Origin of the sequence: Caballeronia sp. LZ032 (assembly GCF_031451315.1) — a bacterium.
In the GTDB taxonomy this organism is placed as follows: Bacteria; Pseudomonadota; Gammaproteobacteria; order Burkholderiales; family Burkholderiaceae; genus Caballeronia.
In genome coordinates, this window is the sequence record NZ_JARUXP010000005.1 from 366948 (window position 1) to 393383 (window position 26436).

The 26436-nt window shown below is 58.8% G+C and carries 22 protein-coding genes and 4 pseudogenes; 14 read left to right on the forward strand and 12 right to left on the reverse strand.

Translation table 11 applies throughout. From position 1 onward, the window contains the following. Positions 1 to 5 precede the first annotated feature (5 nt). Both QCE69_RS36370 and QCE69_RS39655 read right to left on the reverse strand, forming a co-directional pair. The gene (locus tag QCE69_RS36370) at positions 6 to 1208 is read right to left on the reverse strand and encodes an AAA family ATPase (protein ID WP_087633854.1); all 1203 of its coding nucleotides are present in this window, start codon (positions 1206 to 1208) and stop codon (positions 6 to 8) included. Positions 1209 to 2784: 1576 nt separating this feature from the next. Continuing rightward, positions 2785 to 3000, reverse strand: a pseudogene (locus QCE69_RS39655) (ParA family protein); the annotation flags it as partial. Positions 3001 to 3164: 164 nt separating this feature from the next. Between QCE69_RS39655 and QCE69_RS36375 the strand changes: the two are divergent. Then, positions 3165 to 4055, forward strand: a complete 891-nt coding sequence (locus tag QCE69_RS36375; protein WP_309935749.1) for a hypothetical protein — start codon at positions 3165 to 3167, stop codon at positions 4053 to 4055. 987 nt (positions 4056 to 5042) lie between these two features. On the opposite strand, the gene istB is transcribed toward QCE69_RS36375, so the two are convergent. After that, positions 5043 to 5810: an IS21-like element helper ATPase IstB gene (gene istB, locus QCE69_RS36380; protein WP_309935750.1), complete on the reverse strand. Its 768-nt coding sequence runs from the start codon at positions 5808 to 5810 to the stop codon at positions 5043 to 5045. A 12-nt stretch (positions 5811 to 5822) separates the two neighbouring features. After that, positions 5823 to 7344, reverse strand: a pseudogene (gene istA, locus QCE69_RS36385) (IS21 family transposase). Positions 7345 to 8074: 730 nt separating this feature from the next. On the opposite strand from istA, the gene QCE69_RS36390 reads away from it, so the two are divergent. The 8 genes from QCE69_RS36390 to QCE69_RS36425 all read left to right on the forward strand — a co-directional run bounded on the left by QCE69_RS36390 (position 8075) and on the right by QCE69_RS36425 (position 17049). Then, positions 8075 to 9271 (forward strand): AAA family ATPase, encoded by a 1197-nt coding sequence (locus QCE69_RS36390; RefSeq protein WP_309935751.1) that lies wholly within the window; start codon positions 8075 to 8077, stop codon positions 9269 to 9271. 2 nt (positions 9272 to 9273) lie between these two features. Then, positions 9274 to 10254, forward strand: a complete 981-nt coding sequence (locus tag QCE69_RS36395; protein ID WP_309935780.1) for a ParB/RepB/Spo0J family partition protein — start codon at positions 9274 to 9276, stop codon at positions 10252 to 10254. Positions 10255 to 10501: 247 nt separating this feature from the next. Then, the gene (locus tag QCE69_RS36400; RefSeq protein ID WP_309935752.1) at positions 10502 to 10741 is read left to right on the forward strand and encodes a hypothetical protein; all 240 of its coding nucleotides are present in this window, start codon (positions 10502 to 10504) and stop codon (positions 10739 to 10741) included. A 20-nt stretch (positions 10742 to 10761) separates the two neighbouring features. Continuing rightward, positions 10762 to 11685 (forward strand): Replication protein O, encoded by a 924-nt coding sequence (locus QCE69_RS36405; protein ID WP_309935753.1) that lies wholly within the window; start codon positions 10762 to 10764, stop codon positions 11683 to 11685. A 1144-nt stretch (positions 11686 to 12829) separates the two neighbouring features. After that, a complete protein-coding gene (locus QCE69_RS36410; protein ID WP_309806740.1) occupies positions 12830 to 13033 on the forward strand; it encodes a cold-shock protein in 204 nt (67 codons plus the stop codon). A gap of 405 nt (positions 13034 to 13438) precedes the next feature. Beyond that, on the forward strand, positions 13439 to 13642 hold the full coding sequence (locus QCE69_RS36415; protein WP_053572711.1) for a cold-shock protein: 204 nt from the start codon (positions 13439 to 13441) through the stop codon (positions 13640 to 13642). Between the two features lie 338 nt (positions 13643 to 13980). After that, positions 13981 to 16059 (forward strand): phage integrase family protein, encoded by a 2079-nt coding sequence (locus QCE69_RS36420; protein WP_309935754.1) that lies wholly within the window; start codon positions 13981 to 13983, stop codon positions 16057 to 16059. Positions 16060 to 16845: 786 nt separating this feature from the next. Beyond that, complete coding sequence (locus QCE69_RS36425; protein ID WP_309935755.1) at positions 16846 to 17049, forward strand: hypothetical protein; 204 nt, start codon at positions 16846 to 16848, stop codon at positions 17047 to 17049. 164 nt (positions 17050 to 17213) lie between these two features. On the opposite strand, the gene QCE69_RS36430 is transcribed toward QCE69_RS36425, so the two are convergent. The 3 genes from QCE69_RS36430 to QCE69_RS36440 form a co-directional block, all read right to left on the reverse strand. Further along, positions 17214 to 17456 (reverse strand): hypothetical protein, encoded by a 243-nt coding sequence (locus tag QCE69_RS36430; RefSeq protein WP_309935756.1) that lies wholly within the window; start codon positions 17454 to 17456, stop codon positions 17214 to 17216. Between the two features lie 306 nt (positions 17457 to 17762). Beyond that, a complete protein-coding gene (locus QCE69_RS36435; protein WP_309911340.1) occupies positions 17763 to 17966 on the reverse strand; it encodes a hypothetical protein in 204 nt (67 codons plus the stop codon). 395 nt (positions 17967 to 18361) lie between these two features. Continuing rightward, a complete protein-coding gene (locus tag QCE69_RS36440; RefSeq protein ID WP_309935757.1) occupies positions 18362 to 18607 on the reverse strand; it encodes a hypothetical protein in 246 nt (81 codons plus the stop codon). A gap of 383 nt (positions 18608 to 18990) precedes the next feature. Here QCE69_RS36440 and QCE69_RS39660 point away from each other — a divergent pair, with 383 nt between their 5' ends. Further along, complete coding sequence (locus QCE69_RS39660) at positions 18991 to 19242, forward strand: shikimate kinase (protein WP_409021272.1); 252 nt, start codon at positions 18991 to 18993, stop codon at positions 19240 to 19242. A 360-nt stretch (positions 19243 to 19602) separates the two neighbouring features. Here the strand turns inward: QCE69_RS39660 and QCE69_RS36445 are convergent, their stop codons facing one another. Further along, a complete protein-coding gene (locus tag QCE69_RS36445) occupies positions 19603 to 20505 on the reverse strand; it encodes an SDR family oxidoreductase (protein WP_309935758.1) in 903 nt (300 codons plus the stop codon). 119 nt (positions 20506 to 20624) lie between these two features. Then, positions 20625 to 21509, reverse strand: coding sequence for an SMP-30/gluconolactonase/LRE family protein (locus tag QCE69_RS36450; protein ID WP_309935781.1), 885 nt, complete (start codon positions 21507 to 21509; stop codon positions 20625 to 20627). A 180-nt stretch (positions 21510 to 21689) separates the two neighbouring features. Between QCE69_RS36450 and QCE69_RS36455 the strand changes: the two genes are divergently transcribed. From QCE69_RS36455 to QCE69_RS36465, 3 genes are all read left to right on the forward strand, one after another. Next, entirely contained in the window at positions 21690 to 22847 is a 1158-nt protein-coding gene (locus QCE69_RS36455; RefSeq protein WP_309935759.1) for a Gfo/Idh/MocA family oxidoreductase, read from the forward strand. Then, entirely contained in the window at positions 22847 to 23137 is a 291-nt protein-coding gene (locus QCE69_RS36460; RefSeq protein WP_309935760.1) for a trehalase-like domain-containing protein, read from the forward strand. The genes QCE69_RS36455 and QCE69_RS36460 overlap by 1 nt, the downstream gene beginning before the upstream one ends. A gap of 260 nt (positions 23138 to 23397) precedes the next feature. Then, a complete protein-coding gene (locus QCE69_RS36465) occupies positions 23398 to 23742 on the forward strand; it encodes a hypothetical protein (RefSeq protein ID WP_309935783.1) in 345 nt (114 codons plus the stop codon). On the opposite strand, the pseudogene QCE69_RS36470 reads toward QCE69_RS36465, so the two are convergent. Together QCE69_RS36470 and QCE69_RS36475 are read right to left on the reverse strand one after the other, a co-directional pair. Beyond that, positions 23653 to 23919, reverse strand: a pseudogene (locus QCE69_RS36470) (hypothetical protein); the annotation flags it as partial. The gene QCE69_RS36465 and the pseudogene QCE69_RS36470 overlap by 90 nt on opposite strands. Before the next feature lie 825 nt (positions 23920 to 24744). Continuing rightward, positions 24745 to 24975, reverse strand: a pseudogene (locus QCE69_RS36475) (transposase domain-containing protein); the annotation flags it as partial. Here QCE69_RS36475 and QCE69_RS36480 point away from each other — a divergent pair. Continuing rightward, positions 24893 to 25108 (forward strand): hypothetical protein, encoded by a 216-nt coding sequence (locus QCE69_RS36480; RefSeq protein ID WP_309935761.1) that lies wholly within the window; start codon positions 24893 to 24895, stop codon positions 25106 to 25108. The pseudogene QCE69_RS36475 and the gene QCE69_RS36480 overlap by 83 nt on opposite strands. Positions 25109 to 25135: 27 nt before the next feature. On the opposite strand, the gene QCE69_RS36485 is transcribed toward QCE69_RS36480, so the two are convergent. Continuing rightward, positions 25136 to 26143, reverse strand: coding sequence for a tyrosine-type recombinase/integrase (locus tag QCE69_RS36485; protein WP_309935762.1), 1008 nt, complete (start codon positions 26141 to 26143; stop codon positions 25136 to 25138). Positions 26144 to 26436 lie beyond the last annotated feature (293 nt).

Consider the following 26436-nt stretch of genomic DNA (forward strand, 5'->3'; position numbering starts at 1 on the left):
GAACTTCACTCCTTTTCCCAGAGGTAGCAAGCCTTGCTGTCGACGAGATCGACCACCTGATCGTAGGCCTCCCGGATACGGCGAAAGAGCGTGGCGTTGCCGTCGTAGCTCGGGAAGTCATACACCGTCGAGAAGTCATTGGTGGTCGTCCGAGCAATCTCGGTGTCTGGGATCTCCACCGGCAGCACGCGGTCGCCATAAGTGCTGATGACCCAGTCTCGAACTACCGAGGCGTTCGAGTTCGACTTGTCCTTCATCCGGGCGACGAGGATGTCGATGAACTCGAAATGCTTAGCGTCTTGAGCGGATTCGCCAAACTGTCGCATGCCCGAAACCATGTCCGAGAACAGTGACCAGAACTGAACCATCGATGCGAAGGAAAGCGTGTCCGGCATCACGGGAACAATCACGCCGTCTGCCGCAAAGAGCGCATTTATCGTCAAATAGCTGAGCGTCGGCGCGGTGTCGATGATGATGTAGTCGTACTCTTTCTTCAGTCCGGAGAGCGCGTTGTTCAGAACGTTCCAGAATTTAGCGTCCGGCGACGAGTGCACCCGTGCGGGCAGCATGAACTCGGCATTGAACAGGTCGGTAGAGGAGGGGATCAGGTGTAGATTGTTCCAGTAGGTCTCCTGTGGCAGACCTGACATGTCGGGTGTCTCGCCATTGACGTATGCTTCGACCACAGGAAGGATCGTCTGATCGCCAGTCACCTCCGCATGTGGATTAATGCCATACAGTGTTGTGGCACTTCCTTGCGGGTCCATGTCAATATGCAGGACCTTGCGTCCGTGCCGAAGGGAAAGGCCTTGCGCCAGAACCATTGATGTCGTGGTCTTCGTCACACCCCCCTTGAAATTGCCGATCGCAATGACCTTGCCGTCTTTGCCTTCTGGACGTGGCATTGGCTTACGTTCAGCTTTCACCCACTGCATTGTCTCGGCGAGACTGAAGGAGCGGGCGCCACCGGGCTTGTCCTGCTTGCCACCCGGCAACTCTCCCTTCTTAATCAGGTACGAGAAGCGAGCCTTGTCGATCCCGCACAGCTCCTGTAACTTGCTGCTGGGAAAGAAGGGCGCGATCTTTCTCGGCCATGGCTGCAGCATCTGAGTGCGGATGCGTTCGAGCATTCGAGCGCTACGGCCGGCGAGGTTCACGAGGTCATCGGGCGACACCTCAATCGGAGGGGTCGCAAGTTTGATGTCCATGTGGTTGCCCATTTGGGTTTTCTTCCTGTTTTGGTAGTTTCCCCTCGAAACCGTAGAAAAGCCGAAATCGAGGAGATTCGAACTGATCCGGAGCCTAAAGCGTAAACGGGGTTAGCGCAAGTAAACTTTGACGCGCCAGACGTAGACGTGGCGGGCCACCTACGGTCGAACCTCGAAAAAGCTTTAACGCAAGCAGGGGTCGCAGCCGTGAAACATCGGTGATGATTTCTGCTCGTGTTGCAAACGGTTTATTTTCAACGATTTAGCTCAGTTTTGATGCGGATGTTCCACGCAAAAACGTGCGCCATCCTGGTCAGATCCCTCTCCGGGCCTGACTTCAGCCACGCGGCCGCGTGGAAAATTGCAAACAAGGACGGCGCGTAACAAACGATACGGGATTAGTAATGTTTATTACTTATTGATGCTATGAACGGTCAGATCGCGGGCCGCGTTATGGCACTCGTGCCGGGGTAGAGCAGAACACCGTACTTCCATACACTTCTTCACCTACGCGATGTCCGCGCTGCCAGAAGACATTGAAGAAATCCACCCGTCCCTGTGGCGAGCCAACCAACTTGCCAGTCAGGTGAGCGCACTGTCGCCACCGGCGACGACCGTCTCACGGCGAACTGCCCGGCGGCGGTTAGCTGATGGGCTCGCTTACCGAACGGCTGGTTCAACAAACGGGCATTGGAGAAACCGGTTGCTAGAGCCTGCGCTGAAGGCGGCGTCGAAGCGAGCGGTCGTGTTCATCAAGCCGCTGCATGTTCCGAACGCGCTGGGACGTTCCTATCTCAGCATTCCGCTCGAGAAGATCATGCTGCTCAGGTCTGGCAGCACTGCGGATACGCTCTGCACCTCGGAGCAGGTTTTTGAAAACGAACACCTGCGGTGCCGTCCTACTCTGGCAGGAGCACATCCGTGCCGAGTCGCTGCGCCGTCTAACTCTGCGCGCGCAGTCATCCGAGAGACGCATCCCCGCGTCGCTGCGACTCGCGACCCGTCCGGCGACCAACGGCGTGCGGGTCAGCATTGTTAAACGGAAACGTCCGATCGGTGTTGATCCGTTCGTGTGGTCCTCGAGCTGTCGCGGATCCTGCTCAGTCCGCATGGGCGCTCAACCAACCCGTCCCGCGTTCTCGCGCCGGCCGCAATGTAGTCATTGCTTGCTTCGGCGGCGATCTCGTGACATGTCGCGAAAACTTCAGCGCTTTGAGCCTGTCGGCGTAGAGGAGGGCAGGGCGTTCTGGAGAAAGTATCGGAAATCCGGACATCGAACGCGTGCTAGCTCGCCTTGTAGCCCCGGAATGTGTAGCTGCGGGTGGCTCAACCGACCGTGACCGCTTGGGTCGTTCCCCCGGGTTAACCATGATTCATCCTGAGGCCTTGCATACGGGAGAGGACAGTATTCGTGCGATTGTCGTTAAGAACCCATATGGCGAGAACGGTCCACATTTGATCCCGGCTGATCTGATCCTTGATCGCCTCGGTACCATGTTGATGTCCGAAACGTTCGAGGGAAAGGACTCAGAATTCACATCTGCAAGCGTCCGGCGGCCGTACGGCCAGTTAGGCGTCAGACTACCGAAGGAGATTCAACCATCTGCAAACGCGAGACCCCGGCCGCAGCCGCTTCGCCGGGCGTCATTTCGGTCTCGTAGCCGTACATCATCGTCAGGTTGCCGTGGAAGTCCAAGTCGACGATGAGCGTCTTCAGGCCGCGGAGGGAAAACCGGCAGGCGAGGTTGCCAGCGATGGTTGTTTTTCCGACGCCGCCTTTAGGGGCGTAGACGGTTGCAACGTTGCAACGACCTGCTTTCCAGTGCGTCCCTTTGCCCCAGACTTCCTAGTCGTGCGGTGCCGCGCCTCCATGAAATGCGGTGGGATTTCGGGCTTCATTCGCCCAACAAGATGATGGCAGGCCAACGATAATCGGGCGAAAAAGGAGAGGTAAAGATGTCCACCCTTGCTGGTATGCCTATATCGCGCGATCCTCTGGCGCTCGCAAATCTTTACAACGCTGGTCTGGGCCGGAATTGGAAAAATCAAAGAGAAGCAGTCGCTGCAATGGCCCGGTTCACGCCGAAGGTCACTCGCGAGGCGCTCAACCGAGCGGTCGCGGTGGCAAAGCTCCCCGCAGAAGTGATTTCGCTTTTCGACGTAGCGGGGATCTGGCCTGGGACGGCGAGGTCTCTCGTTGAACTGCTTCGAAAGTACGGACCGACAAAGCTTCAGGATCGAGCGACGGCAGTCGATCGGACCGGAAAAAGTTGGAACGAAATAGTTGATCTTCTCGATGGACGGGAACCCGTCCCGCCGAAACGGCCGGCCAAGATCCCACCGTTGGCACTGGCTGCTGAATACCAGCGGGGTCTTGCGAAAGGAAGTTGGACGTCACTCAGGGCAGCGTTGGATGCTCGCAAAGATTGGAAGGCTTTTCGCCTATCACAAGCAATAGCAATATCGAACCTGCCACCTGAGGTATTAGAGCTTTTTAAATCTCGGCCTCTAACTTACAGACTTGGCGTGACGCTGGTTCAACTCCAAAAAGCGATAGGGACAGAGGAGCTTGCCGCGCGTGCGACCGAAATGTTGGGAGTGCCTCGCCGCCGCTCGACCGATCAAATCGTCGCCGCTTTGTTGAAAGTCAGGCTAAAAGGAGAAGGAAACGTACGGGTCCGTCGCGAAGGATCTGATATGGTATTCGAGTTCAAAGTGCCACTCAGCGAACCGGACCAGTTGGTTTTCACGGCCGAAGAAATGGCTGCTCTTATAGAGATGTCTATCATGACGTTGAAGGTCAAGATGCCAGACGCAAAACGCAAAACTAAAAAGAAGCCTGTCTAAGCGTAAAGTCGACATACTGAATTTTTTCCGGCCGTTTGACTGCACGAACGCCATTAAACAATCGAAGCACCGGCGAAGGAATTGCCGATACGGTCAGCTCGTCGCGCTGGAGAAACTCCGCCTCCTACTGAACAACGAACGGATCGCTAGCGGAGAGCAGTGGCGATGTCGCGGTCGCCTCGAAAAAGCGCTTCATGGCCGGGTAGAGAGCAGTTCGTGATCGGTTTGGCCGTGCGAACAATGGCAACGAGCGTCTTTTGACGTCGGTGTCGCTTTCGGCCGCCTCGCGACGAAGGGGGCCAATATACCGAGTGTCGGCAACGCGGGAACCAGTCCCCTACGGGGCAGGCAAGGGGGATCGCGGGCGAGGCCGCGCGCTCCCACATAGTCGCCGAACGCCGTCACGACGGCGGGGCCGACTGGCACGAACCGTTCTTTCGAACTCCTTGCCCACGGCGAGACAGGATAGTCGACCCAAGTTCGACTCCGGCGTCGCGCATGCTGATACCGTCGTTGAAAGCGCAGCACAATTTCGAATGGCGGAGACCTGTGTTGTGCGCCAGCACAAGCGCGAATCCTATGCGCGCCGGCGGCGGCCATGTCGGGCAGAGCGTCCAACACGGGCGGGGTGAAGATCCACGCTACATTGGTGTGGCTCCGCGCCATCTGGCTCCGCGGCTTAGCGGCGCGCGCCGCTTATTTCCCGCGTCGTCGTGATGGCGGCGGAGGAGCATCTTGATCTACTTCGTGAACGCGTCGTTGTCGAGGTACTGCGGATTGACCAGATCGTCGAACAGTCTTTCAGGGGCTGCGAGCGCATCCTGCCGGCGTTTACCCGGAATCTTGGCGGCAAGGAGGGCGCGCTTCGAACGTTTTCCTCGCGGACGTGCATAGTTGCGTATTTCGGTGAACGTGACCGCTGATTTCGGGAACGTGACCGATTCGGCGAGATTGGGCGTTGCGCGGTTTCGATTGTAGAGTTCCTCCCTAGTTTTGGTCGAGTTCTGGTTCCAGTACGCTGGACTTCGGAGATGGCTTTCTTAGAGATTCGCCTGTCAGTTTGATGCGGTGGTGACGGTGCATGAGGCGGTCAAGCATCGCGTCGGCGATGGTCTCGTCGCCGATCCAGCCATGCCAGTGCTCGATCGGTAGCTGACTGGTTACGATCGTGGCCTTGCCGGCAGAACGGTCGTCAATCATCTCGAGCAGATCATTTCGAACCATCGCGTCGAGCGGAGCCATCCCCCAATCGTCGAGCAAGAGAACATCAGTACGAGCAACCTGCAGTAGCCATTTGGTGAAGCCGCCGTTGCCGTGCAGAACGCGTAGTTCCTCGCCCAATCGCGGCACGCGCAGATACAACGCGGAGTGCCCGCGTCGGCAGGCATACTGCGCCAAGGCGCAAGCGAGCCATGACTTACCTGCGCCCGTCGCGCCGCTAATGAGCAGGCTGTATCCGGCTTCAACCCAGTCGCCCAGAGCCAGGCTTGTGAGCGAACGGGGGTCGACGCCCCGACCCGCGCGAGTATCCAGATCTTCGATGGCGGCTTGCGGATACTTCAGCCGCGCTTGCTTAAGCAGTCGGGTGCGACGGCGATCGTCGCGCCAGCTTGCTTCCCGGTCAACCAACAATGACAAGCGTTCCTCGAAACTGAGGGTCGCCGTGCCGGGCTGCGTCAATTGCTGCTCCAATCCGTCAGCGAAGCCATCCAGCTTCAAGGTGCGCAGTTGCGTCAAGGTCTGTTGCATCATCATGGTGGGTTCTCTTTATTGGTAGTAGCTGGGGCCGCGCACATGCGCGTGGCTTGGGCTGATCCATTCAACCGGGGTTGTTGCTGCGGCGCGGTCGCGGTTGTTGATCAGGATGTCGCGCACGTGGCGGTAACGGTGTACGCCCAGTTCGAGTGCCAATGCGCACGCTGCTTCTAGACGCTCGTGGCCGTAGCGACGAGAGAGCGAGAGCAGTCCAAGGCACGCCCGATAACCGTGTTCGGGATGGCGTTGCTCTCGTAGAAGCCGAGTAACTAGCGCACCGGTTGCTCCGCCAATCTGCAGGCCCCAGTGAATGAGGCGCTGCGGTGTCCATTCGAGATGGGCGCGGTGTGCCGCCGGCATGTGCTCTACGACTGTCGTGTAGCCTCCCACGCGATCGTTGCGGGCGTGACTCGCCACGCGGCGGCCACGATGCAGCAGCTCGACGGCGCCTGCCGTGATGCGCGCATCGAGCTTGAGTCCGACTAGCGCCTGCGGAACGCTGTAGCGGTGTTTGTCGATCTCGACGTGGTAGTCAATGTGGACCGTGACCGACTTGAACCGCGCGAGCTCATACGGTTGCACCGGCAGCGGTTGTAAAGCCGGCGCGTCCAGTTCGGCAAATGCAGTGGCGCGGCATCCCGGCAGCTTCTGAAACGGACGCCCGTTCAGGTTCTTCAGTAGCGGGCGGATCGCGTCGTTGACCGACTCAATAGATTCGAATCGATGATGACAGGCGCGCCATGATCCAGCGCTCGACGATCTGAACCGCCACCTCAACCTTCGGCTTATCCTGAGGGCGATAGACGCGCGCAGGCAGGAATGAGGTGCCGTAGTGGCGAGCGAAGTCCAACACGGTGTCGCCTGCGCGAGGCTCGTAACGGTCAGGGTCGGCGATCATCGCACGCGGGTTGTCCGGCACGATCAATTGTGGAACGCCGCCGTAGAAGGTCAGCGCGCGGCCGATACCGTCCAGCCAGTCCTCCATTGTCTCGGCTGGCGTGGCGCATGCGAACGTGTAACTCGATGCGCCCATGGCCGCCACAAAGATGTGCGCGCGACGCCCCCTCGTCAGCGGCAGCGTGGGGCCGGCGAAGTCGACGAACAGCTTCTCGCCAGCACGATGAATCTGCCGCATCGAGCGCTTCAGGCGTTTAGCGAACGCCTTATAGTGCTCACAGAACTGCGTATAGCGGTAGGTCTGCTGATTCGCAAACTCGGCCTGATACTCCTCCCATAACAACGTCAGCGTCACACCCTTGCGGCGTAGCTCTTGATGGATGCGCCCGTAGTCGGGTTGAGCATAGGCAGCGGGTCCGGTGGGCTTGCCAAGCAGCAGCCGCTCGAGCTCGCCTTCGTCCATGTCGCAAGCGCTTGCCCAGTCGAGCCTCGCGGCACCGGCCAGCCCGACGTACTTCGTGACCACACCCTTGGAAATGCCCAGCGAAGCGGCGATTCGATCGTGCGAGAAGCCGGCGTCGAATTTAAGTCGCAAAACGTCCTTGATCATGCGCATGTTCATCCGGTGCGCGGGCATCGTCTCTCCGGCCAAAGCCGGCGAGCATAACCCGCGTGGTTGATGTCATGCGCAACGCCAATCCAGCCGTCCGGTCCGCTCGGTCACGTTTCCGAAACGACCGGTCACGTTGCCGAAATCGCCGGTCACGATCCCGAAACGGCCGGTCACCTTCATCCGAAATACGCACGTGTGCCCTATCGGCGCCGAGCGCCGCTGGCCAGGGTTTGAGGGCGCCGAGAGGCGACCGTCTTGCAAAGCAACTTTTGCGAAACCGGGATTGTTCGGCAATTTAAGGCTGCACGCTTTTCGACTTGCCGCCTCGGCACGAAGGGGCCCGGATGCCCCTTGAGACGATGATGCGGATTCGAAGCGAAGAAGTTGCGATGGTTAGGTAAATGTCTCTTTCACACTGTTGTTGGTGCACCTGCCCTCCCCAGCACTTCGTATTCTATGAGTTTCGAACACAACCGCGGTTACGTTCGAAGCTGCTGAGATCCTGTTCAAGTGAGGCTCTTCGCAGCCCGACGAACGGCCATGTTGTGTGTTTCACGTGTAACCACGTTTCACACTTAATGTGGTTTCGCGGTAAACGCGTCTGATGGCCAAGCCTGATAGCTCTGAGCCTTCTCCGAAGTTGAAAGTTAACTTGGGTTTACTACGCCAGCCGTCTAAAGTCCCACTTGATTCTATCGGTTAGGCGAAAATTTGTCTTGGCGATAGAATAATCCAAACCGATCGAAAATGGACTATGGACTTAGATCTCGCCAACCCTGGTAAGACAACGCCTGAAGATCTTATCAAGCTCGCTGGGCTTTCCGACTTCATGTTGCAGAAGATTCGGGATGAGCTGTTGGAGCCTTTTCCGAGAAAGGTGCCACCAATGATAAGTTCAGCGCGTGTGCAGGAAATGTGCGGGATCGACGTCCAGCGGATGGCCTATATGCTCAAAAAGGGCGAGCTGCCGCAAGGCAAGCAAGCTCGTCGGGGGTCTCCGCGACAGTTTACAGTTGAAGAGGCTGTTCAGTGGGTTCGTGCTGAACTCGCCCCGACTCCCCGGTCAGGCCCCGGAAAAATCATCGCCGTCGCAAACTTCAAAGGTGGCGTCACTAAAACGACTATGTCGACAGTTCTCGCTCAGGGACTGGCGATGCGTCGTGGCCGGCGTGTTTGCCACATCGATCTAGACCCGCAAGGCAGCGCTACGACGCTCTATGGGATCAATCCACATGCAGAGGTCGACGCTTCCCAGACCATCATGCCTTTGATCGAGGCCTATTTAAGGGGTGATGAGTTCGATATGCGGGCCTTGCCGCAAGAGACCTATTGGCCAAACTTGGATCTCATCCCGTCGTCGACCGAGCTTTTCAACGCTGAGTTCATGCTGCCCGCCCGCGCATCAGCAGGTGCCCGTGGTGAACGATTCGAAAATGTCCTCCATGCCGGAATCGAAGCTCTACGGGAAGAATACGACTACATCATTTTGGATACGGCACCGACGTTGAGCTATTTGACAATCAATGCGATCTTTGCGGCCGACGGGGTGATCGTGCCTGTAGTGCCCGACGTTTTATCGTTCGCCTCGATGGTTCAATTTTGGCACCTGTTTTCGGACTTGGTAACTGGCATGGCAGCGCGGGGAGAACAGTCGCGCAAGGAGTTTGATTTTCTTGACATCCTCATTACACGGATGACACCAAAGCCCGCAGCCAAGGCAGTTCAGTCGTGGATTAGCCAACTGTACGGCAACAGGGTCATCCCAGTTGAAATTCCAGAGACTGACGTAGCGCGCAACACGAATATGCGTTTTGCGACGGTATACGACATCTCCACATATGAAGGTGGCGCCGAAACTCTTCGTCGGATTCGAACGCCCTGCGACCAGTTTGTCGATCGCGTCGATGATCGTGTTTCGGGCCTTTGGCAGAAAGGAGGTAGCGCACCGTGAGTATGAAGAATTTCGCTTCCAAGGCGGCGAACATACGCCTTACAGATGAAGAGGCGGACAAAGCACAGAATCGCGCTGCAACGACGCCCCGCACTGCGCCCGGTCAGCTGATGCACCTTCAAGCAAAGTCAGAGCAACAGCAGGATGAGATCGATCGGCTTCGGAAAGAGCTGCAAGAGGCGAAGCAGATGGGCGGCACCGTTGATGTCCCCCTTTCAGAGTTGCATGAAGTCCCAGGCCGTCGCAGATATATGGCACCGGAGAAATATGCTGAGCTTCGCGACAATCTCCGCCATAACAAGCTCATTCATCCCGTAGTTGTCCTGCCGCGCGCGGAGGGTGGTTTCGAGATTATTTCTGGACACCATCGAAGCGATGCTTATCGGGAACTGGGCCGAGAAGCAATTCGCTGCGTGCTGGGCGAGGCAACCGCTGAGGAAGCTGACGAAGGCGCCTTCTTCGCGAACTTAATGCAGTCGGACCTAACCGACTACGAGAAATATATTGGTCTGAAGCGATTTCAGACTGAACATCCCGAGATGAATAGGGCGACCGTTGCCGAGCATGTGGGCATCAGTCCATCGCACATTAGCGCCTTGCTGTCATTCGATCGTCTTCCGCCTGAAGTTCGGACAATTCTAGAAGCGAACATTGCACTTCTTGGCGCAAATGCCGCAGCCGACTTGGCGGTACTGGTTGAAGCGGGCAAGAGAGATCGGGTGTTAGAGGCTGTCCAACGTCTTGCCGACCGGAGGTTCGATCAGTCGCAGGCAGTGAAATTTGCTGGATCGTCCGATGCCCCGAAGAAAGCCACCCCAGAAGCGTCAAACTTCAAAATTCGGTCTGGAAAGACAACTTGGTGCAATGTCCGAAGTGCGAAGAACGTGATGCGAATCGAGTTTCAATCTGAGGAAATCGCAACTTCGGTACGTGATGCTATTCGAAAGCACCTTGAGCAGCTTGCGCAGACTCAAAAGCCGTAAGTCGTTGATTAACAATAACTTCGTACTACGCAGCCGTCTACCGGAATCGACATGACGAAAAACTAGCTTAAGAAAGACAAAGGCCCGCAGCTGGAAACTGAGGGCCTTTGCGATTGCGGGCTTGGCTGGAAACCTTGCCGCGCGACTCCCCAGCTGGAAACTGGAAAGGGACTGCAGACACCCGGAGTGTAGCGCAACAAGGTCGACAGTCAAGCGAATTCAATCCATTTTTATTGGATCGCTCGACATGTCTATCGCGCAACGCTTCGTTGCCGGCGAGGGTGAAGCACACGCCGAAGATTCGGCCGCCCTCACCGCATTTCGCTGCGACTCGACCAACCTGCCGTGGATCATTTTCCGCGCAGCGTTCCGGGCCGCGCACATCGAACAAATCCCTCCCCGGGCCCGTGCCGTCCTGTCTGCCCTCGCGCGGACCGTTGACGCCGCCAAGCCGTTGCTGCGATCTTCGCTCGTCGTGAATTGCTGACCGGCCGTGCGCTGCAATCGATGCGCACGTTCTATCGGAGCCTCGACGATCTCGAAGTCGCAGGACTAATCGAGCGTCGCCCCCAAAGCCGCTACGTCGAAGCGGGCCTGTTTGGTCGCGCCTATCTTCACCTCACCGAACACGCGGCTGCCCTTCTCGGACTGGTTGACGCCTCGCGCACGCGCGAGGGCGAGGCGTCGCAGGCGCTCTCCTCGTCGGCCGCTGCTCCCTCGCAAGACTCATTTGCCGCACCGTCTGCCACATTGGCAGACGGTGGAATATATAAGGATCTAAGCCCTTCTGTTTTTCAAAAGAGACAACCGGGCCAACTGCCTGCGGACCTTCAGCGCCTTCGCACCCTGGGGTTTTTTGATTTTTTGATCTTCAAACTCATGCGTGAAGCCCGAGATCACGGCAAGCGACTCTCCGATGTAGTGGAAGCCACTTGGGACCACCTGAAGCTCGCCAAGGCGCCGATCAGCTACCTTCGCGCCCTGCTTCGCACCCCAGTCGATTTCACCCATCTCGTACGTCGTCGGAGCGCGGATGGCAACGCCACGCAGGCGCACAATCAGCAACGCGCCGAAGGCCAGGCCATCGCCCTTCAACACGCGGGTCGCACCTTCATCGATGCGGACAACGGGCGTCAGTTCATCGTGGGCGCCGGGGGCGATTCGCTGACGATCTTTAGTCTCACGGAGCGCGTTGGACGGCAGGCCGCTGGCTGGATGCCGTCGTTCGCCGCGGCGCTTAAGTCTGGAAAACTCCGCCCCGCCACCGCCCTTGACCTCGAACGCTTCGCCCACGCGCAGCAGCAAACGCTCGGCAACGCACAGGCCACGGCTGTTCCGTTGAGGACGATGAAGTCGCCCGTCACGGGCACGGTGCGTGACCATATCGCTGGGCTGCGTCAGCTACTCAAGGTGCGAGGTGCGGAAGCGTGACGCGAGCTGCGGTACGCATCCGTCCGGGCAAGACGTCGCGGGTGCTGCGGCAAGGCGACGGAGAGCGCGAAGCGAACGCCTCAGTCGCGACGGGGTGAAGCTGAGTGCAAACCGGCCGGAGACTGGACGATTCACAACGCAACTACCGATCGGAACTTCCAACGTCCACGAACACCACGCCAACAGCACGCAGACTGACCCCAAAACCCAGCTTGCAGAAGCTTCGCCGATCCCGACCGGTGCGAGGAAACAGGTGAGGGCGGCAGAGGCCGGAGAGATGATCGAAACGATCGGGAAGTCAGCGCGGACGCCACCGCCTCAGACAAGGCAGGCGCCGCCCGTCATCGGTGCGGGGGATCACTTAACGTGCCACGCCAGCGCGGTCAGGGCAGGACAGCCGGACGCCCCGACCGTACTCAAGGATGCTCCGGTCGATCTGGCGGAACGAAACGGGTCTCCGCGTCGCCGCCACGAGCTTTACCGTGGGGGATCGCCAGACAGCGAGGGCGGACGGTATTAGCGGGCGGAGAGGGCGGCAGGGCGATTCTCACGCAGTTCCGGTTCAGCGTCGTGCAGTGCGCTTCGGCAGCCAAACCGGGACGAGGTACGCGGCAAAGCCAACCGAGGCGCGTGTGCGCACTATGGTTCGACGATCGATCACGTTGAGCTACATACGGCGACGGACGATCGAGGCACGTGCGAGCCACCAGTGGCCGCGGGCATGATGTCCCTTGCTCTCGTAAAAGGAGGCGGTGCGCGCGACGCCTATTCCAGAGTACCGGCGGGTGACCCGACCTCCCAATACATATAGAGCGCCGCTCCCCAGGAATTGGACCGGTCCCGTTCGCGACGTGCAACGCATCGCCAGCGGCAGCCGCGAGGGGATGGGTCGATCCTGACGTTGTCGAGGTGCTCGATCCAAAAAGGCGAACGGCCCATGCGGCATGCTGAGGTCCAACGCCGGCGTCGTCGTTGCCACCGAATTGTCGTGAGCGGAGCGTTGGTTGAGGTACCCGGTCAAGGATCCTAAACCCGTGCACGATTCTCCCGAGCGCGCCATTGCGCGAACCGGGCCCGTCGATCAAGATAGCGTCCGGCGCCTGCGAGGGCGGCGCCGTTCTCAACTTTCAAGGCACAACACAACATGGCAACCGGTACGGTCAAGTGGTTCAACGATGCAAAGGGTTTTGGTTTCATCACGCCGGACGCGGGCGGTGACGACCTGTTCGCGCACTTCTCGGAAATCCAGTCGAACGGCTTCAAGTCGCTCGCGGAAGGGCAGAAGGTGACCTACGACGAGAAGATGGGTCCGAAGGGCAAGCAGGCGTCCAACATCAAGCCGGCGTAACGGTGACGGCCCCGGCGATCCACGTGGTCGTCGGGGTAGTGGATCGCAGAAACGGCAGGGCAGGGTGGTGGCCGGGAAGGCGTTCTATGGCGGCAGGAACGGGTCCGCGTAGCGAGGTTTTCCTCGTGTGTTCACTCCGATTTGGGCCCAAGAACGAATCGCGGTCAAGCCTGATAATGTAATAGCGTCGGGATTATCAGAAACGGGTATACCCGTACCCTACGTATCGAGCGATCGTCCGCAATGCGCTAGTTGCTCGCACGGTGGGAATCGAGGTAGCCCTTCACTTGACGAGGGCGCGTCTTAGGTCGAATGCCCGATTGCCAGGTCCACGCTTAGAGCCGAAGATGGCGACCGGCGTCCGAAAGGGTGGCGCTGAATTTAACTACTCGAGGTCAAACAACAATGGCAACCGGTACGGTCAAGTGGTTCAACGATGCAAAGGGTTTTGGCTTCATCACGCCGGATGCAGGCGGTGAAGATCTGTTCGCGCACTTCTCGGAAATCCAGTCGAACGGTTTCAAGTCGCTCGCGGAAGGGCAGAAGGTGACCTACGACGAGAAGATGGGTCCGAAGGGTAAGCAGGCGTCGAACATCAAGCCGGCGTAATGGCGGTGGCCCTGGTGATCCAAGTGTCGCCAGGCGTCGGAAGGGCAGGGCGGAAGCCCGAAAGGAGGTCGTTCGATTCGAAAAATGCATCGATTAGCGAGACGGCCTTGTCTGCTAATTCTTATTAGCAGTGAATGGTTTAATGGGTTTTCTGGGGTATAATGCGTTTTACGCCTCTCGCCAAGCCAATAGGGGAGGGCGTTCCAGCCGATCCAGCCTCATCTGACCCACGGCGAGAGTTCAGCGAAGTCGTCGCCGATCCGCGTCTGGCGCTCGAAGGTTGGCGAGTCGAACGCGGCGACGCCTAGCGCCGACACCCGATCTCACCTCACACTCCGATGGCAAACCAGCCCCAGCAACTGACCCTGCCACCACCGCGCACCTACACGCGCACGGACTTCACGGCGCTCCGCGCATTCGTGCAGCGGGTGCCATCGGCCACCATCGCGCGGCTGTACTACGATGCGGAGCGCGCGCCGCACGCCGCGACCCCGGAAGCGGCCGAACGCTACCTGCGCCAGATGCGCGACGACCTGGTCAGCCTAGCGTTGCTGCATGGCTCGCCGGTGCTGGCCGATCACCTCAAGGCGTCCATCAAGCAACACGGCAGCGCGCGACTCACCGCCGTCACGCTACGCATGGTCGAACAGGCCGCGGGCCTCGCGGCCGCGACGCCGACGCTCACGCATCCGGTCGAGCTATGGTTCCGCCCGCTGATCGCGCGGCGCCTGATCGGTGAGGGCATCGCGACCTTGGGTACGCTCGTCGACTACTGCAATGCGCGGGGCGGCAGTTGGTGGCGCGCGGTGCCCCGCATCGGTCCCTTACGCGCGGCGACGCTCGTCGCGTGGCTGCGTCGTCACGAGAAAAGTCTGGGCGCGCGCGTCGCTGACGATGTCGACGCGCGCCCGCTTGAACTCGCGGTGCGTTCAGCGTGTCAGCCAGAGCCGATCGTGGTCGGCGGGGATTCGAGCGCGCCGCGACTCGCGCCGTTCGAAGCCTTGGCGGTACCGGCCGAGCTATCGGGTGGGGAGGGCGCACACGGCGCGCGTCGCGGCGTGAACCGCGCGGGCAGCTTCGCGTTCATTCGGGCCGAACACGATCTGGCAGCGGTGCACGCGTACCTGCATCGCTATCGCGATCGACCGGTGACGTTGCGGGCGTACACGCGGGAACTTGAGCGGCTGATCTTGTGGAGCGTGGTGGTGCGACAGAAAGCGCTGTCCTCGCTGATGGTCGAGGATTGCGAAGCGTACAAGGATTTTTTAGGGGCGCCGTCGGCGGCGTTCACAGGACCCAAGCGCCCGCGCAGCAGCGGACGCTGGCGACCGTTCGCACCGGACGGGCTGTCCATCGACAGCCAGGCCTATGCGGTGCGCGTGATTCGCGCCGCGTTCGCGTGGCTGGTCGAGGTGCGCTATCTGGCCGGCAATCCATGGAGTGCCGTGCAGGATCCCGCCACCGTGATTCGCGAGTCGTCGGTCCAGGTCGACCGGGCGTTACCGGCCGAGTTGTGGGCCAAGGTGCGGCGGCTGCTCGATGCGCAGTGCGACAAGCTACTCGACTTCACGGCGCCGCTCCGATCGCCTTCGACCACCAGAGAGGCGGGGTGGGCAAATGGGCGAGCAGTAATCGGGCCGCCAACAAACGGGCGGGCAGCAATCGCGCGGGCATCGCAAGAGGCGGGTTGTCAATGGCGTGCGGCGCGCGCGGCGATTTTGTTAATGGGGGACTCGGGCCTGCGACGCGCCGAGGCGGCGCAGGCCCGACGCGAAGATCTGCGGCCGTCGGACATCGCGAGCGAGTCCAAGCCAGCGCGCAAGTCGAAAGGGAGTGACGTGGCAAGCGCCGCGCCGGTTCCGCGCGCACGAACGGTCTGGACACTGAGCATTGTGGGCAAGCGGCGAAAACAACGGACGGTGCCGGTCAGCGGTCCGACGGTCGATGCGCTGCGGGCGCACTGGGCTGATCGTGGACTCGATTTCGAGACGGATGCCGCGGGCCCGCTGATCGCGCCGATCTGGATTCCGGGCACCGACGCGGCGCAGCTCCGACACGAGCGCGCAGAAGCAGGGGACGGCGACGCGGTGGGCGTATCGACGGGCGTTCCTTACACAGCTGACGCACTCGGGCGACTGGTGCGCATGGCGGTCAAGCGTCTGGTGATCGCGCTGCGCGCGGATCCGGCATCGCTCGCGGAGCTGACCACGGAGCACCTCGTGCAATTGGTGAACACCTCCGCGCACGCGTTTCGCCATACCTTCGGCACGCGTGCCGTGGCGCGCGAGATGCCGACCGACGTCGTGCAGTCGATCCTCGGTCACGCGTCGCTGCAAACCACCTCCATCTACGTCAAGGCGGAGAAGCGCCGCATGCTGGAAGCGGCCGCCCGCTATTACGCTGACGGGGACGCATAACGCCGTGCGGCATGTCTTGCGGGCGCGAGGGACCGTCGACGGCCGACGAAGATCGAAAATTTTACGGCTGGCGATGCATCCGCCTGCGGGCGAGCTACTTTTACGTACCTGCGTAACGGGTGCCGACCAGGCGTCGTAGTCGCTCGGCTCGGCGCTGGCGATGGCTCGCATCAGCGCACCCAGCGCGGTGTGCTTACCGAGTTCGCGCCCGAGGACTCGCGCCGTGCGCAACGTCACCTGTTGGGACCGTGATACGTCACCGCCGTCAACCTGAAACGTAAATAGGTGCGACTCCGGGGCGTCAGTGGCAGCTGTTTGATGGGCGATCATGATCGTGTTCATGACGAAAATGAGAAGCTTTTCGTCATTTACAGCTTCGCGCGGACCCGAAACAGTGCCCGCGTGCCTCGCCTCGCAGACGGCTCACGCCTGACGAGGCGCATCGGTGGAATCCCCTTTTTGACGCTACTACCTTCTACTAGAATGAATGTAACGCTCATCTCGCCTGCAACTGAAAAGGAGTACATCGAGTGCTGACGCCAGAGGGCGCTGACGACGCCGAAATCATCGTTCGACCCTGCACAAGCGGCGGCTGGCAGATTGAAGTACCGGGACCGGACGGAGTGCGCGTTACCACCGTCTCGACGGAACAAGAAGCACTGACGCGCGCGCTTGCTTGGACCGAACGTTGAGGTCCGTATCCTGCCGGCTGTTGATTGCGCTCAACTGCGGAAGAGCTCGAATCCTGACTAAATACAAATTTGGCCGGTCCGGTCGTTAAGCGATATGACGATTTTCGTTCTTATTCGCGACGAAGACGATGTTCGTCGCGAATGCGCCGAGCGTAACCTGACCTCCCTCAATCTTGAAGTGCGTGACGAGAATGTGTTTGTCGGTGCGGTCCGTTCGCCGATGCCGGCGTCGGAAAGACACCTCTTACAGCACCTCATCAACCGGCTTATGGCCGCAGGACGTGCTCGTCGTATTTGACTTGGCGTGGCTTGGCAACAGTTGCGCCGACGTGCTTCGAACACTGCAGGCGATCGAAGTGAAGAAGGCGGCAGTTGGATGCCTTAGCGGGGCGGAGGGAAAGACAACGGTAGATCCATTTCCACTTCGGGTGTCATTGAGACCACCATCAGCGGGGGCTGCTGTTATCTAATCTCTTTGAAGCGCTCGATCTCGTGAATTATCGCAGTACGGTGAAGCCGCATCGCCTCCACTGTGCCGAGAAACGTTTCGAGAAGCTTAGCTGCGTCCACCATATCGTGCCCCCTTATCTCCAACATACGTAGGATGGTGCGCTGTTGCTCAACGCGCAGGCACGCTTGCTCAATGTCCGCGTCGGCCTTCTCTAGTGTCGAGCGTTCTTTTTGTAGCGCGACGTTGTCTTTCATCGAGCCACGCTATTAGTTAAGCGAAGTCGGTACGTTGCGGCCGTAGAAGCAGCCGACCATCCTTCGTAGAACGGTTGAAAGCCGAAGGGGTGCGGATTGAGAAGGGTGCTTGTCCAAATGCGCCATTCGTGCGCCGGAACTCTCCCACGGCAGTAAACGTGAACGGGACTCGCTATCCTTCGACTGCGGAACCCGGCGAGTAGCCTCACACGGACGAACCTGCAGGTTGGGATTGATGGAACAAAGGGCCGGCGCCCAGCCCCTTTCATCGCAACGAGCACATCTGCGTCGACCGGCAAGGCGCAGTCAACCACCGCCAACGCCTTGTATGATCTTTCCTGTGCCGCCGCAGGTTTCGCACTTCGCACCGTCGAGCTGGCCTGAACCGTCACATGCCGGACAAATATCCTCGCCGGCGCCTGGTGTGCCCGGATCTGCTTCGTCGCCGGGATTCAGAGGAGGTTTGGGTTCCATGACATGCTCCGCAAGGATGGTGAACTGATCAAGCAATCGACATTCCGACACGGAATGACAGCGTACCGCAGGCGGACACGCACCTGTCCGACGCTTCAACGGTGATGCTTTGCAACTGTCGAGCGAGCCGGACACAGTATGTCCGTGCGCTCATCTCGATGAGCGCCCAAATCGCTCAATGACGCTTAGGAAGGCGCCATTTCTCTTCTGCGCTCGCGAAGAACTTCATCGTATTGATTCGCTCCGAACCACCTGACCTTGCGCTCAGCTAGTTTCCCTTAGAAAGAGAAGGGCAAGCGTACGGTGAGCTTCACCAAGCCGATCGGTGCGTCTGTGAAGTGGTCGTAAGGACCATCGCAGCCGGCGGCTGAATTTGTTGCCCGACGCGAGAACCAACGATTTAACGCGATGGCCACCTTCGGAAAGCTGAATCAGGGTTTTCTACTATTTTTCCAAACTTTTTCGGCCGCCTCTTTCGCTTCATCGAGCGTTGCAGACATGCCGAAGCTGCTCTGGCCAGCATCGTTGCCGTCCATCCGACGCACCACCCAAAGCCAACGCCCTGGTCCCGGTTCTTCACTGTCGGCAATGACCAATAACTCGATCTCTGCGGAGGCTTGCCGCCACCATTCAAGGCCGTCGAAGCTCGAGGGGAGCCAGTCACATTTATCGTCCATGGCGTTGTCAACGCGAGGCTGTCGCGCACTCACCTGCGTAATGTGACCGTATTGCACCGTACCGCGTCGGACGTGTTCTCGATATCAGCGTTTTCCTAACAAGGGAGGAGGATTGCTAGGCGGGTTCATCTGGAAATAGGAGGGCGCCGACGAACGTGTCGAGCGACTTTAGGCTCGTGAAGAAACTGGAGTTGCAAGAGGCTCACGCAAAAACGAACCCATACCTCGTTGGACTGATGAGTGCCGGAAGAACCACGGTGGGCCGCGCGCTCGCGCGCCGTCTGTGGCGGCCGTTGCACAAACCGGCGTGGCGTTTCTTCGATCTTCGATCTTCGAACTCGAAGGCGAGGAGGCCCTCCGTCGGCGGGAGGCGCATGTCGTAAATGCAAAGTCGCGGCCGAGGAATTGTGTTGGCGACTGGCGGTGCGGCAACGCTGCGACATGACAACCGTCAAGATTTCAAGCGTCGAGGCGTCGTCATCTACTTGCAGCCCGACCCACACGAAAAACGGGGCCGCATAATAAATGGCGAGAGCCTGCCGCTCCTACAAACCGACGGATTTCATCCAGACATGCAAAGCGGTATTCAACTCGCGCTACGTACTGTCCGGAGAGGTCGCTTAATTTCGTCCTAGAAGCTCGACAGCCAACGGTCAATGCGTTGTGTACGCCATCCTCACAAAGCTCGAAATAGCCGGTGCAACCATACCAGGATGACTTTACCGTGCACACAGAAACAACGAGGAGCCAAAGCAGCCGCTCATGGCAACGTCGAAACGACCGGTCTGCTGTCTCACTCAATGCCTTGGCAGAAGCGCTACGGATTTGCAGTCGGTCGACTTGTCAGGTTCAAAGGCAGGCACAACGGGTCGGGGCCGAGAACAAAGACGTCGCCAGAAATCAGTTTCAATCTACGTCCTTGCGCGTTCCCTTTGCTCCGGAGGACTGTGGAACGAGTGCGGCCGCTTAAAACAAACGAACAGGCATCGTGTGTATTAAGAGATTGGATTGCCGCCTGTGACGCCGTAGACTTCGCCAGTCACGTAGCTTGACTCCTGCGACGCCAGTAGGACGTACACCGGTGCCAACTCCGCCGGCTGACCGGGTCGTTTCAGGGGCACTTCAGACCCAAACCCTTCAATCTTTTCCTGCGGCTGCCCACCGCTAGGTTGCAGCGGCGTCCAGATCGGACCGGGCGCTACCGCGTTGACCCGTACACCCTTAGGCGCGACCTGTTTGGCCAGTGCATGCGTGAAAGCGGTAATGGCGGCTTTCGTCGGTGCGTAGTCCAAAAGGGAAGCGCTGGGCTGATAACTTTGGATCGAGGTCGTATTGATAATCGCTGCACCAGCCGGCATGTGCGGCAACGCCGCCTTGCACAGCCAGAACATCGCGAAGACATTGGTGCGAAATGTCGCCTCGAATTGTTCGGTGCTCAGATCGGCGATCGAATCGACTGACGTTTGTTTGCCGGCGACATTCACCAGGATGTCGATGCCACCCAGTTCGCCGACAGTCTTCTGAACGAGTTCACGGCAGAACGCTTCCTCGCTAATGTCGCCTGCTATCGCTGTGACCTTGACGCCGGCATCGCTGACGAGCCTGCGCACTTCTCGCGCGTCGGCTTCTTCGCTCGGCAGATAGTTCATGACGATATCCGCGCCTTCCCGGGCGTAAGCGATCGCCACCGCACGTCCGATTCCGCTGTCGGCTCCGGTAATCAAAGCGCGACGTCCTTTGAGCCGTCCGAAGCCTTGGTAACTTTCCTCACCGTGATCGGGTCGGGGACGCATCTCTTTGGCCAGACCCGGCGCAGATTGCGGCTGCCGGTCGAAGTCAGGACCGGGATACTGCTTCAACGGATCTTGCATGGCGTATTGGTTCTTCGTGGCAGTCATCGAAACTCCTTATCTAAATTTGGAAGCGGAAAAAACGGGCGCGATATGAAGACAGTTTCCTGCACGCGCAGACAAGCTGGATGAAAGGCTGCGTCATCGCTGCCGCACGGGTGTCGCGCTTATGCCTGTCCGATCACGGCGCGCGGCTCGACGAGACCTGGCACTCGCACGCGCATTGAAAAGATGCCGCCCGACTCCGGATATTGTTCAAGCTCCTCGGCGCTCCTACCCTGCCGCGCAGTGGTCACATACAACGTCCGTAGATCGGCGCCGCCGAACGCACACATGGTCGGACAGCGCGCGGGCAGCGGATATTCCTCAACCACCTCACCCGCGGGCGAAATGCGTACAATCCGCCCGCCTTCGTACAGGGCAGACCAGTAAAAGCCTTCACTGTCCACCGACGCGCCGTCCGGTCGCCCGCGTTCGCTCTCACTGTGACTTAACGATACCCAGTCTTCGCGTGGGCCGACTTCGCCGCTCTCACCATCGTAGGTATGTCGATAGATCTTGAACTTGGGCGTATCCGAGTGATAACAGTAGCGCCCATCCTGGCTGAACGCCATGCCGTTCGATGTCGTTAGTCCAGCGTCGATTTTCATTAACGCACCGTTCGTGAAACGATAGAGCGCCGCGCCACCTTGCTTCGACTCATCCTGCGTGCCCAGCCAGAAGCGGCCGTGTGCGTCGCAGCGACCATCGTTAAAGCGGCTCGAGGCAGGATTCTCCGGATTGGCGCAGAGTTGCCGAACGACCCGTCCGTGAGTGTCGAGCAAATAGATGCCGGTGCGCATACCTGCCACGAAGCCTCCGCCGTCCATCAGTGAAAAGCATCCGATATTCTCCGGCAATTCAATGGCGGCATCCGCACCAGTCTCAGGGTTGAAACAGTGCAGCGCGGGCGCCTCGATATCGATCCACCACAGCAAGCCTCTCCGCTCATCCCATCGCGGGCATTCACCGAGCGTCGCGCGAGCGGGTAGAACACAATCTAACGCATGCATCTGGCAAGTCCTCTCCTTTGAAATCACACCGTCACTGTGTAGCGAGCAATCGGCGACGGGTGCGCAATCGCTGTTCCTCGCCGCCTTGGTCATTGTTTCCCGAAACTCTCCAACTGGAACAAACGTTGCGTGGGCTTTGGACATGGCCTTCAGGCCACAACCACTCAAGAGGAACGAGCAATGAGCATTGCTTCAGCGCTGGGCTTAAGCACGGGCAAGAGAGTTCGCTACGCGATCGTAGGACTTGGCGATATCTCGCAGGAGGCCATGATGCCGGGCGTCGATCACACGGGAAATTCCGAAATCACCGCGCTGGTGACTGGCAACCCCGACAAGGCGCGCAAGGTTGCCGAGCAGTACAACATCGCAGACATTTTCACGTACGAGCAATTCGACGAACTGCTCGCGTCAGGGAAGGTCGATGCAATCTACTTAGCCACGCCGAACTGGCGGCATGCCGAATTCGTCATTCCTGCATTAAAGGCAGGCATTCATGTCCTGGTTGAGAAGCCTTTGGAAGTCTCAACGGAGAAGTGCAAGGCGATTGCCGCAGCCGCGGAAGCATCGACCGCAAAGCTGATGGTTGCATATCGCCTGCATTTCGAGCCGGGCACGCTGTCGACGATCGAGCGCCTCCGCTCAGGCGATCTGGGCGACGTGCGACTGTTTTCGTCCACTTTCGTGCAGAAGGTTGATCCGGCGAATCATCGCGCTAAAAGCGGCGTCGAAGCAGGCCCGATCTTCGACATGGGCCCGTATCCTGTGAACGCCGCGCGCTATGTGTTTGAAGCTGAGCCCGTCGAAGTTGTATCCGCCGTTGGCGTGCGTCACCCCGAAGCGGGCCTTGGCGATTTCGATGACACGGTGGCGGTCACGCTGCGCTTTCCAGGCGACCGGCTCGCGCAGTTCGTGGTGTCGTACACACTGAACACACTCGATTCGTTTTTTGCGCTCGGCACCAAGGGGAACATCGCAATGCAGCCCTGCTACATGTACGGCAAGCCGACGCAGCAAACGGTCACGATCGGGCAGGACGAAGCGACGCACTCATTCAAGAACACCGACCACTTCGGCGGCGAGATGAAGTATTTTTCCGACTGCATCCTCAATGACACGCACCCCGAGCCTGATGTCGAAGAAGGTTATGCCGACGTGCGCGTGCTCGAAGGCATCCTCAAGGCGCTGGAGCGAGGTGGTCCCGTGAAGCTCGAACCGTTCGAACGCGCTCGCAGGATCGACACGAAAGCTCAACTCGAAACGCTGCGTGCGGTGAAGTCGCCGGAGCTGATCGACACCAGTAATCCTGGCGCGGGAGTCGACAAGGTGCCGAAAAACTAATGGAGTGCCCCCGGATTATCGAACGTGATGCAGACGGCTTTCTCCCGCTTGACGCTTATGGCGCGCTCGGCGATGGCCGGTCCGTCGCGCGGAGCGGCGCGGATGGCTCCATCGACTGGTGGTGCGTCCCGAGCATCGATTCACCGCTGTTGTTCGACCGATTGCTGGACGTACGCAACGGCGGCTATTTTTCCATCACGCCGACTCAGCCCTTCGAAGTCGAACGGCAATATCGCGAACACAGTAATGTGCTCGAGACGGTGTTCACGACGCCCACGGGTCGCGCCTAACTTGTCGAGTCGCATAACAGTGGTAGTGCAGGGCGGCTGCCGTGGGCAGAGATGACGCGGCGTATCGAAGGCCTCGAAGGCACGGCGCGCTTCGAGGTGCGCATCGTTTTCAGTCGACGTGATGACTCGATCAGCCCGTATTGTTCGATCATCGGCGGACGGGACGTTTTCCATGCAGGGCGCGTGCTGGGGTTGTTTCTGCACGGTGCGAATGTTGTCATCGACGAACGTGCAATGAAGGTATCCGTGCGCACGTTGCCGTGCAGGACGGACAGCGCGAAACGCTCGCTATCGTTGCGGGTGACGATGAGCCGCTCGTCGTGCCGCCGATCGAAGACATTGATGGGCGCATCGAGACATCGGACCGTGCGTGGCGCGAATGGACGACGAACCTTCGATGCGACGGTCCGTACCGTCCCCTGTTGATTCGAAGCGCGCTGGCGCTCAAATTCCTTTTGTATTCGCCAAGCGGTGCAATCGCCGCCGCCGCGACGACCTCTTTGCCCGAGAGCATCTTCGCGTTCCTCACCCACCAACAGACGTTCGAGCCGCGGAAATCGAACACATGCCCGTTCAAGGGCGCGATGGATAAGCACGATGGTTAGCGAAGCTGCCGCGGTTGCAACTGCAGGTGACGCACCCACGATGACGCGACTCAAGGTAGCTCCGAGCAAAATCGCAACGACATAGTCGAAGGGCGAGCGTTGACCGAAGGCGCGTCTTTCCCCGTTACGAATTAGAGCCAGTGACCCGAAGAACACGGCGATGGCTCGGGCCGTCATCTATAGTGAATCCAGATCTTTCCCTTCTCCAAACACCGCGAGCAGTATGCTCATGATTCGTCTCCTTCCTCTCCATTCCGATTCAGCCGACGAAGCCTGGCAGACCCATTGCAGCTTCGCTTTTGCATGCGTGACAGCCTTCTTGACGAGCTCTTCGTAATCTGGATCGGCGCAAGGTTTAGGGTCGAATATAAGAGGTTGAGAATTTAGCGCGTTGCGCGTTATCAATAGCATAATTCGCGCAGCATTATTAAAAAAAAGTGAGGCCAAGCATGGAGCTGAGCAACTTCACGCAAGCCCGAGTGCAAATGTCCACAGCGCCTAATGGAAAAATGACATATATTGATACCCCACCCGCAAGATTCGTATTCCGAGGTCAACCCGATATTGAATCGCTTAAGAATAATCCCAGGAAAGTTAAGGATACCCACCCGCTGGCAATGATGGCGATCCCACGCCAGTTGGATGTCGGTCGTAAGCCGACAAGCTTGCAAAGGGAGCCCCAGAAAAGGCCAATTGCAAAAACTACCTTCAGCCTTGTATTGGGGTAGTAGCCCAGCAGCGCGCATCCACCGAGCAAACATAAGAGAAGGAGCGAACAACCGGCCACCGTCAACGAGAAGTCCATAAAAGATGGCTTTTTGAGATCTGCAAAGATCGACTTCATGGCGGTCTATATGTACGTCCAAATCGCATTAACGGAAACGGTCGCGGCATTTGAAGTTACAGATCACGCGTAAGCGCTCGATCTGGCACACGGGACCAACGTGACCGCGTGGCAACAGTCGCGTCAATACGGTGGTTGGATCAAGCGTTGTTAAGCGGTCAAGGCGTATGCTTCGAGAAGTTAAACGGCAGCAGGTCGGTAACATCGGCGTCTAGTGCTCGTTGCGGCAATTCGCTGAGTATCCGTACGAGATACGCATGAGGTTCGACGTTGCACGCTCGGCACGTGAGCATCAAGCTGTAGATCATGGCGCTGGCCTTCGCGCCAGCAACCGTGTCACTGAACATCCATGAGGATCTGCCGGTGGAGAATGGCCTGATGTCACGCTCTTATCCACGTAACCGAATTATGCAGAGTCCTACCTTCTGCGCCTTGACGTCAGTTGTGCGTCCGACCACCCTGGGGCCGGACGTCTCTCTTGAAGAGCTTCAGCAACGCAATACGTTCATGCTGTACGGTTAATGAGGGCGACCCACCAAGCAAGCATAATCATAGTTCGTCGAGAAAGGCGAGAATGTCTTTCGGCGGACAAAACCGGTGCTGTTTGAATTGCGGTGCTTGAATGGAGTTCAGTGCCCGCTGTTTCATGGCGAGATCGGCTTCGATGTACATATGGGTGGTGGCGGCACTTTCATGGCCAAGCCACAATGCAATCAACGTGACGTCTACACCGGCCTGAAGCATGTGCATGGCCGTGGCGTGCCTTACGATATGTGGAGTGATGCTTCGAGTCTTGAGTTGGGGACAGCGGATTGAAGCGCCAGCCGCAGCGAGCTTAAGTCGATCTGTTACGCCGGACCGTGTCATCTGGCCGCCGGCACGATTAGGAAAGAGCCACTGGTTCTGATCTGGATCAATCTGGTGTAGCCAGCGGCGGATTTGCTTCGCAGTACTAGCCCACAGTGACACGGTTCGCTCCTTTCGTCCCTTGCCGTGCAGGTTTGCGCAGGCGCCACGGTCCAATACGACATCCCCGACGCGCATAGCTATTAGTTCAGATACCCGTGCACCCGTGTTGTAGAGCGTAGCCAGCATAGCCTGGTCGCGCTGACCGCACCAACTGTTTGCAGCAGGAGCTGCAAGGATGCACTGCATTTCGTCTCGACTGAGGAAACCGACCATGGGTCTGTCGAAGCGTTTCATGGGAATGGCCAGCACGCGCTGAAGCCCGGGCAGCGCCGAAGGCTCCTGTAACGCTGCATAGTGAGCAAAAGACCGGATCGCAGCTAGCCGCGCGTTCCGGCTGCGGATCGCGTTGTGACGGGTAGTCTCCAGATATTTGAGGAAAGCAAGAATCAGCTCTGCATTGAAGTCGGCTAGCCGGAGCTTATGTGGTGACATGTTCAAGTCATTCTCCGCGAAGCTGAACAGCAACCGGAAGGTATCGCGGTAGCTGGCCACAGTGCGAGGACTGACGTTGCGCTGCTCGATCAAACGGTCCATAAAGAACTGTTGAATCAAGGTCGAAAACCGTACTGCTGGATCGGAGCTAGTCATTTGAAATCTCCCGTGCATAACGTTCGAAGCGTTGAGAGACTGAGGCAATCAGTTCAGGGACGGTGCTGACATACCAATACGTGTCAGTGACGCGAACATGCCCCACATAAGTGGATAACGATACGATTGCGTTATCGACATTGATCTTGTGTCGATACCAGCGAAGCAGGCAGTTCGTGATAAACGTATGCCTAAGAGGTGGTTTCAAAATGCCTGAGCAGATCGTTGAAGAGTATTCCAGCAGATCATGCAGGCAGCGAGTTTGAGGAAGGCTTCATGCATTGTCGCCAGTT